The organism is Kitasatospora sp. NPDC057512 (assembly GCF_042802135.1).
Lineage (GTDB): Bacteria > Actinomycetota > Actinomycetes > Streptomycetales > Streptomycetaceae > Kitasatospora.
In genome coordinates this window covers 1-9765 of record NZ_JBHVET010000283.1, presented here as the reverse complement: position 1 = coordinate 9765, position 9765 = coordinate 1, and the positions used below count along the sequence as shown (strand labels likewise).

At 72.6% G+C, this 9765-nt stretch carries 8 protein-coding genes and 1 tRNA gene; 3 read left to right on the top strand and 6 right to left on the bottom strand.

Going from position 1 to position 9765, the window contains the following annotated elements; translation table 11 throughout:
- Positions 1 to 20: 20 nt before the first annotated feature.
- Positions 21 to 94 (bottom strand) — tRNA-Met (locus ACFU6K_RS19740).
- A gap of 76 nt (positions 95 to 170) precedes the next feature.
- Positions 171 to 3125, bottom strand: a complete 2955-nt coding sequence (locus ACFU6K_RS19735; protein ID WP_380664684.1) for a UPF0182 family protein — start codon at positions 3123 to 3125, stop codon at positions 171 to 173.
- Between the two features lie 234 nt (positions 3126 to 3359).
- On the opposite strand from ACFU6K_RS19735, the gene ACFU6K_RS19730 reads away from it, so the two are divergent.
- A complete protein-coding gene (locus tag ACFU6K_RS19730; protein WP_380664682.1) occupies positions 3360 to 3932 on the top strand; it encodes a PPA1309 family protein in 573 nt (190 codons plus the stop codon).
- Positions 3933 to 4049: 117 nt separating this feature from the next.
- On the opposite strand, the gene ACFU6K_RS19725 is transcribed toward ACFU6K_RS19730, so the two are convergent.
- The 4 genes from ACFU6K_RS19725 to ACFU6K_RS19710 all read right to left on the bottom strand — a co-directional run bounded on the left by ACFU6K_RS19725 (position 4050) and on the right by ACFU6K_RS19710 (position 7411).
- Positions 4050 to 5159, bottom strand: coding sequence for a PDZ domain-containing protein (locus ACFU6K_RS19725; protein ID WP_380664680.1), 1110 nt, complete (start codon positions 5157 to 5159; stop codon positions 4050 to 4052).
- A gap of 42 nt (positions 5160 to 5201) precedes the next feature.
- On the bottom strand, positions 5202 to 5375 hold the full coding sequence (locus ACFU6K_RS19720; RefSeq protein ID WP_234348548.1) for a hypothetical protein: 174 nt from the start codon (positions 5373 to 5375) through the stop codon (positions 5202 to 5204).
- Positions 5376 to 5655: 280 nt separating this feature from the next.
- Positions 5656 to 6096, bottom strand: coding sequence for a molybdenum cofactor biosynthesis protein MoaE (locus tag ACFU6K_RS19715; RefSeq protein WP_380664678.1), 441 nt, complete (start codon positions 6094 to 6096; stop codon positions 5656 to 5658).
- A gap of 154 nt (positions 6097 to 6250) precedes the next feature.
- On the bottom strand, positions 6251 to 7411 hold the full coding sequence (locus tag ACFU6K_RS19710; RefSeq protein ID WP_380664676.1) for an NAD-dependent epimerase/dehydratase family protein: 1161 nt from the start codon (positions 7409 to 7411) through the stop codon (positions 6251 to 6253).
- Between the two features lie 198 nt (positions 7412 to 7609).
- Here ACFU6K_RS19710 and ACFU6K_RS19705 point away from each other — a divergent pair, with 198 nt between their 5' ends.
- The gene (locus ACFU6K_RS19705) at positions 7610 to 9133 is read left to right on the top strand and encodes a zinc-dependent metalloprotease (protein ID WP_380664674.1); all 1524 of its coding nucleotides are present in this window, start codon (positions 7610 to 7612) and stop codon (positions 9131 to 9133) included.
- Entirely contained in the window at positions 9130 to 9747 is a 618-nt protein-coding gene (locus ACFU6K_RS19700) for an NUDIX hydrolase (protein ID WP_380664672.1), read from the top strand. The genes ACFU6K_RS19705 and ACFU6K_RS19700 overlap by 4 nt, the downstream gene beginning before the upstream one ends.
- The last annotated feature ends 18 nt before the right edge of the window (positions 9748 to 9765 follow it).

The following is a 9765-nucleotide window of genomic DNA, read 5'->3' as shown; positions in this document are numbered from 1 at the left end:
CTCCGGGCCTCTGGCCTTTGTAGCGGGGACAGGATTTGAACCTGCGACCTCTGGGTTATGAGCCCAGCGAGCTACCGAGCTGCTCCACCCCGCGTCGGTGGTCAAACCATAGCACGGGCGCGGGGTGGAACGGAAAACGGTTACCGCAGCTCAGCGGCCGCCTCCGCGGACTACGGCTGCGGGCTGGGCGATCCGCCGCCGGTGGCGCCCGGGGCGGGAGTGCCGGCCGGGGCCGACGCCGGGCTGCCGCCGCGGGCCGCCTCCGCGGCCTTCAGGGCGTCGCCGAGCGCCTTCTGGGCGTTGCCGTAGGCCACCCAGTCGCCGTTCTTGAACGCGGTCTGGCTGTCGCCGTACGCCTTCTCCGCGTCCGAGAGCGCCTTCTGGAGCTCCGGTGAGATCGTCCCGCCCGGCGCCGGCGTCGCGGGCGCCGTCGGGGTGGTCGGAGTCCCGGTGCCCGGCGTGGACGGCACGATCGGGGTGGTCGACGGGGGCGCCCCGCCGAACACCTTCTTCAGCGCGGCCTCCAGGGTGTCCTCGAACGCCACGTTGTCGTCCCCGTACACCGCCAGGACCTTCTGCATCGTCGGGTACTTGGCACCGCGTCCGCGCACGTACACCGGCTCGATGTTGAGCAGCCCGCCGCCGACCGGCAGGGTCAGCAGGTTGCCGTACTCCAGCTCGGCGTCCCCGCCGCTCTTCAGGGCGAAGATCTGGTTGGCCACCTCCTGGCGGGAGTTGAACTTCGACTGCACCAGGCCGGGGCCGGGGGCGCCGCTCTCGCCCGTCATCTTCAGGATGCGGATCTTCCCGTAGTCGTCCCCCGGGTCCGCGTTGACGGCCATGAAGGCCGCCAGGTTGGGCCGCTGGTTGGGCACGAAGGTGCTGGTGAGCGAGAAGTTCGCGGTGTTGGTGTCCGGCATCCGCACCGTCACGTAGTACGGCGGCTGGACCTGCTTGGTGTCGCTGCTCGGGTCCACCGGGACCTGCCAGATGTCACTGCCGTTGAAGAAGGAGTTGGCGTCCGTGACGTGGTACTGGCCGAGCAGGTCGCGCTGCACCTTGAACATGTCCTGCGGGTAGCGCAGGTGCGGCAACAGCGTCTGCGGGATGTCCGCCTTCGGCTCGACGGTGCCCGGGAAGGCCTTCATCCAGGTCTTCAGGACCGGGTCCTTCTCGTCCCACTGGTAGAGCTTCACCTCGCCGGTGTAGGCGTCCACCGTGGCCTTGACCGAGTTGCGGATGTAGTTGACCTGGTTGGCGGCGGTCAGCAGCTCACCGCGCTGGTTGGTCAGCGAGTCCTTGGTGGCGGCGCCCAGCGTCGTCTTCGAGGAGAACGGGAAGCCGTCCGAGGTGGTGTAGCCGTCCAGCACCCAGACCACGTGGCCGTCCTGCACCACCGGGTACGGGTCGGCGTCGATCGACAGCCACGGCGCGACCTTCTCCACCCGCTCCTTCGGCGTGCGGTTGTAGATGACCTTGGCGCCGTCGGTGATGGCCCCCGCGTAGAGGATCTGCGGCTCCGTGAAGCGCACCGCGTACGCGGCCCGGGTCAGCGGGTTGTCCAGCGAGACGCCGCTGCCGCCGGAGTAGGTGTACTCGGCGTTCTGGCCGGTCTTGGGATCGGTGTAGTCGATCTCCTTGTTGGCGCCGCCGACGATCGAGTACGTGGTGGTCTTCTCGCCGTAGTAGATCCGCTGCTGGTAGTCGCCCAGCGTGCCGGTGGCCGGCAGGCCCGACTCGGTGAACACCGGCTGGCCCTTGTCGTCGACCTGGTTGCCCTTGGCGACCACCGCGCCGTAGCCGTGGGTGTACTTGAAGTGGTCGTTGATCCAGTTGCGCTGCACGCCGTTGAGGTCGAGCTCGCGCAGGCCGATCACGCTGTCCTGCTTGTCCTGCCCGGTGCCGTAGCGGTCCACGTCCAGCGTGTTCGGGAAGGCGTAGTAGTTGCGCTGCTGCTCCAGCGACTGGAACGCCGGCGAGACGACGTTCGGGTCCAGCAGCCGGATGTCCGCGATGGTCTGCGCGTCCGGCTTGAGCGCGTCGGCGCTGGTCGTGCCCTGCGGGGTGTACTGGGTGGTCTGCGCGTCCGCGATCCCGTACGCCTGGCGGGTGGCGTCGATGTTCTTCTGGATGTACGGCGTCTCCTTGGCCTGCTCGTTCGGCTTGACCTGGAACTGCTGCACGATCGCCGGGTACAGCCCGCCGATCAGCACCGCCGACAGCACCATCAGCCCCAGGCCGATCAGGGCCGGGGCCCAGGTGCGGCGGATCGGGGTCAGGAAGAACAGCACCGCGCAGATGATCGCGACGAAGAACAGGATGGTCTTGGCCGGCAGGAACGCGTTGGCGTCCACGTAGCGCAGACCCGTCCAGCCCGAGACGCCCTTGTACGAGCCGGTCTTCACCGCCAGCGCGTACCGGTCCAGCCAGTACGCGACGGCCTTCAGCAGCACGAACACGCCCAGCAGCACCGCCAGGTGCCCCTGCGCGCCCGCGCTCGCCCGGCGGCCCGGGCCCTGGAGCCGCAGCCCGCCGTACAGGTAGTGCACCAGCGCCGAGGTCAGCAGCGAGACGATCACCGCGCTGAACGCGAAGCCCAGCACGAACTCGTAGAACGGCAGGTCGAAGGCGTAGAACGAGACGTCCATGCCGAACTGCGTGTCCTTCTCACCGAAGGAGGTCGAGTTCGTCCACATCAGCCAGGTCCGCCACTGGCCGGAGGCCGCGGCGCCGGCCACCAGGCCGATCACCAGCGAGACCCCGATCAGCGCCCAGCGCTTGAACGGCGCCAGGCCCGACCGGTAGCGGTCCAGGCTCTGCTGCTCCACCGACATCGCCGACAGCGGCGGCCGCAGCCGGTGCGCCAGCCAGATGTTGAAGCCGACGATCACCGCCATCAGCAGGCCGAACACCGCGAACAGGCCGATCTTCGTCCACAGCTGGGTGGTGAACACCGAGGAGAAGTGGACCGACCTGAACCACAGCCAGTCCGTCCAGAAGCCCGCGAACATGACGAACAGCAGGAAGAGCACCGCGAGCACGCCCAGGGTCAGCAGGGCCACCCGCGCCCGCCGGGAGGGCGGGCCTACCCTGCGCCGGAAACCCGGCCCTGAGCGTTCGGGCATCTGGAAGACCACGGTGGCACCTCGGCTGTGTCGTCTGAATGGGGTCGGTCGTCAGAGCAACTTAACCAGGCTTTGGCCGAGTTCCCACCGTTAGCAGACGGTTACGACGACCACCCGCCGCCGGCCGTCCCCGCCGCGGCTCCCGCGGCCCTCCCGGCGGCCCGCGACGACCCCCCGACCGCCCCCGGCGGCCTTCCGGCGAGCGCGCCCCGCCCGGCGTGTGAGGATTGAGGCATGTCCGACGCGTCTGATCTGAACAACTCCCCCGACGACGTCTCCAAGCTCCCGGCCGCCACCCCGCTGACCCGGGCCGCGCTGGAGATCGACGAGTACGCCTCCACCCTCGGCTGGGACCTCCCGGCCCGGCTGTTCGCCCTGGTGGACAGCGCCGCCCTGCGCAAGGCCAACCCGAAGATCGCCAAGCAGCTCGGCCTCGCCGACGGCGACGAGCCCGGCCTGACCCCGATCGAGCAGGACGAGCTGCCGGCCGGCATGGAGCTCGACAAGTTCCTCGGCACCATCGCCTGGCCCGACTCCGTGGCCGGCTGCGCCCTGGTCGTCGAGCGCCTGATGCTTCCCCCGGGCGCCGAGCAGTCCCGCCCGCGGGGCGCCTCCGACGCCCAGCTCGCCGAGTGGGTGGCCAACCACCCCAAGCGCGAGGAGGTGCGGATCACCGCCGCGGTGCTCCGCGACGGCAAGAAGGAGATCGCGCTGCGGCTGCGCTCCAAGGACGTCGCCCGCGAGGTGCTGACCGGCCCCGACCTGGTGCCCGGCCTGACCGACGCGCTGCTGGCGACCTTCGCCTGACGCCTCCCCGCCGATGGTCCCGGGCGGCCGCCCCCAGGCGGCTGCCCGGCAGGCCTCGTGCCGACGGCCCGGCCGCTACCGGCGCTGCTCGGCGACTACCCGGCCGCTACTTGGCCGCTACTTGGCGGCGCAGGACGGCAGCGCGGAGGTCTGCCCGGAGCGGACCTGCTCCAGCGACTTCAGCGCGCTGTCCAGCGTGTCCGTCTTGATCAGGGTCAGCCCGGACGGAACGTTCTTGGTCGCCTCGGCGCAGTTCGAGGACGGGGTGAAGAAGTACTCGGCCCCGGCGTCCCGGGCGGCGATCAGCTTCATCGAGATGCCGCCGATCGGACCGACCTTGCCGTCGTCGTCGATGGTCCCGGTGCCGGCCACGAACCTGCCGCCGGTGAGGTCGCCGCCCGGGGTGAGCTTGTCGATGATGCCGAGCGAGAACATCAGGCCGGCGCTCGGGCCGCCGACGTCCTGCAGCCCGATGTCGATCTGGAACGGGTAGGTGTGCCGGATCCCGGTGCCGATGCCCACCACCGCGAGCTCCGCCCGCTCGGCGGGGGCCTTCGGGTCGAGGTCCCTGGCCCGGACGGTCGGGACGGTGACGTCGGTCTTCCCGCCCGCCGTGGCGGCGCCGTTCGCGTCCTTGACCCGCGGCACGACGGTGAAGACCGCCGACTCGCCCGGCTTGTGCTTGGTGACCGCCGCGACCACCTGGTCGACCGAGCCGGCCGGGACGCCGTCCACGGCCACGATCTGGTCGCCCGCGTGCAGCCGGCCCTCGGCCGGGGCGCCCGCGGTGACCGACTTCACGATCAGCTCACTGCCGACCGGCACGCCCAGCTGCTTGAGCGCCGCGGTGCGGGCGCTGTCCTCGGAGGAGGCGAACTCCTCGGCGTTCTGCTTCTTGGCGTCCGCGTCCGACTGCCCCTTGGGGTAGACGTTGTCGTGCGGCACCACCAGCACGTCGTCCCGTAGCCAGCCGACCACCGCGTTGACCAGGCTGGGCTCGTACTTGGCCCCGGTGACCTGGACGGTGGTCATGTTGAGGTGCCCGGTCGTCGGGTACGACTCGTGCCCGCTGATGCTGATCACCGGCTTGCCGCCCTGGTTGCCGAGCGTGTTGTACGTCGGCCCCGGGCTCATCTCCGTGTACGGCACCTTCATCAGCACCGAGACGCAGAGCAGCGCTATGAGCAGCAGGGTGGCAGCGAGCATCGTCGCGGAGCGGCGTGGCATGCCTCGACAGTACGGGACGTGCCTGAAGCGGCGCCCGCCGGGCTACCGGCCGGAGCCCTCACCCGGGGCGGCGGCGCCCGCGGTGGTGCGTTCCATCGCGGCCATGAAGCGCCGGTGTTCGGCGAGTGAGGCCGGATCGCCGGTGGCCCGCGGGGCCCGCTGGGCCCACCCCGCCCAGAGGGCGGCGACCAGGACGGCGACAACCGGAATGATCAACCAGGCGAGCACACCCATACCAGCACTCCCAGCTCGTCGTGTCTATGAGCAGATTAACCACTCCGGCGGACAACGCGGCCGGCGCCGTCCGGGTTACGGGACGGCCGATCGGCTCACTTCCAGGGAGTATCCGGAGCGCCGACACGGACCCGTTGGAGTGAGACCGCGGCGCGCCTGACCCGACGGACGCGCGAGGTGTGCCGTCCGGTTCCGACCGGTCCCGTGTCCTCGCCTCCGGTCCCGCGCCGTCCGGTCCGGTTCCGTCGTGCCCGGGCCCGCCTCAGCAGCGTCCGGCGCCGACCCACTCCTCCGCGCCGTCGGAGAAGACCTGGTGCTTCCAGATCGGCACCTCGTGCTTGAGGTCGTCGATCAGCCGGCGGGCGGCCGCGAAGGCCTCGCCGCGGTGGGCGCAGGAGACGGCGACGATCACGGCCTTGTCGGTGATCTCCAGCCGGCCCACCCGGTGGACCGCGGCCAGCGCCCGGACCGGGAAGTCCGCGGCCACCTTCTCGGCGACCCGGCGCAGCTCCTGCTCGGCGGTGGGGTGGCAGCTGTACTCCAGCGCGGAGACCGACTTGCCGCCGTCGTGGTCCCGGACCGTCCCGACGAAGACGGTGGTGCCGCCGGCCGCGTCGTCGCCGACCGCCTCGTACACCTCGTCCAGCGAGAGCGGGGTGTCGCGGATGGCGAGCAGGCGGATGGGGTCGTGGTTGTCGGACATGACCCCATGATTCCCCATCCGGGACGGTCCGGGGCAAGTGCTTTCCGCATCACGGTTCCGGAATTTCGCATCGTGAGAAGTCGCGCGCGGGAAGCGCCGCCCGGCCCGCCGGTCGGGCCCGGCTACTCAGCACCGGCCGCTCAGGACCGGCCGCTCAGAACCGCCGCCGCTTGCGGGCCCGGCGCACCAGCGCCGCCGTACCGACCAGCGCCACCGTCGCCCCGGCCGCCCCCAGACTGGTCGCCGCCTCCTTGCCGCCCAGCCGGCGCCCGGCCACCGCGTGCTTGCCGGACACCTGCTCCAGCAGCTCGGCCAGCACCCGCTCGTTGGTGTGCGCCGGGCGCCAGCCCGCCTCGTGCAGCCGGCTACCGGACACCACCCACGGGTACATCGTGTACGCCAGGTCCCCGGCCGGGGCCGGGGTCAGGCCGAGCCGGTGCAGCCGCGCGGCCGTGCCGAGCGCCAGCGAGGCCGGCAGCTCCATCCGCCGGATCCCGGACAGCCGCTCCACGTCCTCCTGCTCCAGCCAGCCGTCGCAGCCGACCGTCACCTCGCCCTCGACCAGGCCCAGCGCCGCGTACTCCAGCGCCGCCGCCAGGTCGTCCACGTGGCAGAACTGCCAGCACGGCCGGGAGCCGGCCACCACCAGCAGCCGGGGCGCCTCGAAGTGCCGGGTCAGCACGGTGTCCACGCCGGGGCCCACCACCACGGCCGGGCGCAGCACCGTCACCTGCAGGCCCGGGTGGGCGCGCGGCGCCCGGCGGGCCAGCCGCTCGATCTCCAGCAGGTCCCCGACCAGCGAGGCCTCCTCGGTGGCCCGCAGCTCGGAGTCCTCGGCCAGCGGCACCTCGTTGTCGGCCAGCGCGCCGTAGACCATCGCCGAGGTGCACAGCACCACGCGGTGCACCCCGGCGGCCGCGGCCGCGGTCAGCACCGTCTGGGCGCCGCGCACGTTGTAGGCGCTGCGGGCCCGGGCGTCGGACTCCATGCCGAAGTCCATCGCCAGGTGCACCACCACGTCGACCCCGGCCAGCCGCTCGGCCACCGCCGGGTCGCGCACGTCGAGGACCCGCCACTGCACGCCCGGCACGTCACCGCGCCGGTCGTCCACCGCGAGGACCTTCCGCACGTGCGGGGAGGCCACCAGCCGGGCGGCGACCCGCTCGCCCAGCACGCCTGCGGCACCCGTGACCGCCACGGTCAGCGGCCGTCCGCCGTAGGCTGGAGGCGGCGACGCCGTGGTGTCCGACGCGTCCTCTCCTCCGGTCTCTCCTCCGGTCAGCCCAGAGCGAACGTCCGAGGGCGGGGAACTCACCGGCCATCCTCCACGGTTAGCTTTATGTGCGTACGGACGTGTGTCACGTACGTCCATCCTGCCCGAGGCGAAGGCCCGGTGGTGCACCCGGCGCGGGCCTGCCGCGCGGGAGCCGCCCCGAGTCCCCCACTCCGCCGCCGCCCCGGGCGCAGACTTTCCCGCCACACCCGCATGACGGCCGACCGGATCGAGGACCCCGTGAGCGACCTTCCCTTCGGATTCGGCGTTCCGCCAGAGGAGCCCGAGGACGGCAAGGCCAAGCCCGACGACGCGCAGAAGAAGAAGGACCAGGAGCAGCCCGACAGCGGCCCGCAGCCGTTCGGCTTCGGGGGCGGCAACCCCTTCGGCGCGCTCTTCGGCATGCCCGGCGCCCCGGGCGGCCCCGGCGGCGCCGGTGCCGACAACCCCTTCGCCGCGATGTTCGGCGGCATGAACCCGGGCGACCTCGGCGCCGCCTTCCAGCAGCTCGGCCAGATGCTCTCCTTCGAGGGCGGCCCGGTGAACTGGGACCTCGCCACGAACATCGCCCGCCAGACCGTGGTCGCCGAGCCCGCCGAGGGCAAGAGCAAGGACCGCTCGGTCAGCGCGGCCGAGCGCTCCGCCGTCGCCGAGGCCGTCCGCCTGGCCGACCTGTGGCTCGACGGCTCCACCGAGTTCCCCTCCGGCGCCGGCACCGCCGTCGCCTGGAGCCGCGCCGAGTGGATCGAGGCCACCCTCCCGGTCTGGAAGGACCTGGTGGACCCGGTCGCCGAGCGGGTCGGCAACGCCATGGGCGGCGTCATGCCCGAGGAGATGCAGGCCATGGCCGGCCCGCTGATGGGCGTGATGCGCTCGATGGGCGGCGCCATGTTCGGCACCCAGATCGGCCAGGCACTCGGCGCGCTCGCCGGCGAGGTGGTCGGCTCCGCCGACATCGGCCTGCCGCTCGCCCCGGCCGGCAAGGCCGCGCTGCTGCCGCAGAACGTCGCCGAGTTCGGTGAGGGCCTGAGCGTGCCCGCCGACGAGGTCCGGCTCTACCTCGCCCTGCGCGAGGCCGCCCACCAGCGGCTCTTCGCCCACGTGCCGTGGCTGCGGGCCCACCTGCTGGGCGCCGTCGAGGCCTACGCGCGCGGCATCAAGGTCGACACCTCCCGGATGGAGGAGCTGGTCGGCCAGCTCGACCCCACCAACCCGGAGGCGCTCCAGGAGGCGCTGGCCGGCGGCCTGCTCCAGCCCGAGGACACCCCCGAGCAGAAGGCCGCGCTCGCCCGCCTGGAGACGGCGCTCGCGCTGGTCGAGGGCTGGGTCGACGCCGTCGTGCACGCCGCCGCCGAGCCGCACCTGCCGCAGTCCGGCGCGCTGCGCGAGACCGTCCGCCGCCGCCGCGCGGCCGGCGGGCCCGCCGAGCAGACCTTCGCCACCCTGGTCGGCCTGGAGCTGCGCCCGCGCCGGCTGCGCGACGCCTCCCGGCTCTGGGCGCTGCTCGCCGACGCCCGCGGCATCGAGGGCCGCGACGCGCTCTGGGAGCACCCGGACATGCTGCCCACCGCCGCCGACCTGGACGACCCGGACGCCTTCGTCCACCGGGGCTCCGCCGACGACCTGGAGGGCGGCATCGACTTCGACGCGCTCGACAAGCTGCTCGGCGAGGCCGCGGCCGGCAAGCCCGACCTCACCAAGAAGGACGAGCAGCCGAAGACCGACGAGGACGGCACCGACGGAAAGGGCGAGCCCACCGCATGACGGCCACCGAGACGCCCGCCGGCGGAGCCTCCGCCAGCGCGGCCCCCGCCACCGGCCTGCACGCGGACGCCGTGCGCGCGCTGAGCGGGTGGCGGCCCGCCGACCAGGACCAGGAGCAGCTGCGGCTGGACTACCTGGAGCACCTCGCCGCGCGGCCCGACGGCCTGTACCGCTCCTGCCTGCCCGCGCACATCACGGCGAGCGCGGCGGTCGTCGACCCGGCCGCCGGGCGGGTGCTGCTGACCCTGCACCCCAAGGTCGGCATGTGGCTCCAGATGGGCGGGCACTGCGAGCCCGGCGACCGCGACCTCGCCTCGGCCGCGCTGCGCGAGGCCGTCGAGGAGTCCGGCATCCCCGACCTGGTGCTGCTGGAGAGCGGCGGCACCCCGGTGCCGGCCAAGCTGGACCGGCACCTGGTGCGCTGCGCCGGCAAGGACCGGCCGGAGAACACCCACCTGGACGTCCAGTACATCGCGCTGGCCCCGTCCGGTGCGCAGGCGCTGATCAGCGAGGAGTCGCTGGACCTGCGCTGGTTCGACTACGACCGGCTGCCGGAGCTCACCGACCACTCGGTGCGCGACCTGGTGGCCCGGGCACGGCAGCTGACCGGCTGAGGTGCGACACCGGAAGGG

Excerpts from the sequence above, each read along its gene's own strand:
- ACFU6K_RS19725 (WP_380664680.1), bottom strand. The coding sequence starts at position 5,159 with ATGCCACGCCGCTCCGCGACGATGCTCGCTGCCACCCTGCTGCTCATA.
- ACFU6K_RS19715 (WP_380664678.1), bottom strand. The coding sequence starts at position 6,096 with ATGTCCGACAACCACGACCCCATCCGCCTGCTCGCCATCCGCGACACC.
- ACFU6K_RS19735 (WP_380664684.1), bottom strand. The coding sequence starts at position 3,125 with ATGCCCGAACGCTCAGGGCCGGGTTTCCGGCGCAGGGTAGGCCCGCCC.
- ACFU6K_RS19730 (WP_380664682.1), top strand. The coding sequence starts at position 3,360 with ATGTCCGACGCGTCTGATCTGAACAACTCCCCCGACGACGTCTCCAAG.
- ACFU6K_RS19700 (WP_380664672.1), top strand. The coding sequence starts at position 9,130 with ATGACGGCCACCGAGACGCCCGCCGGCGGAGCCTCCGCCAGCGCGGCC.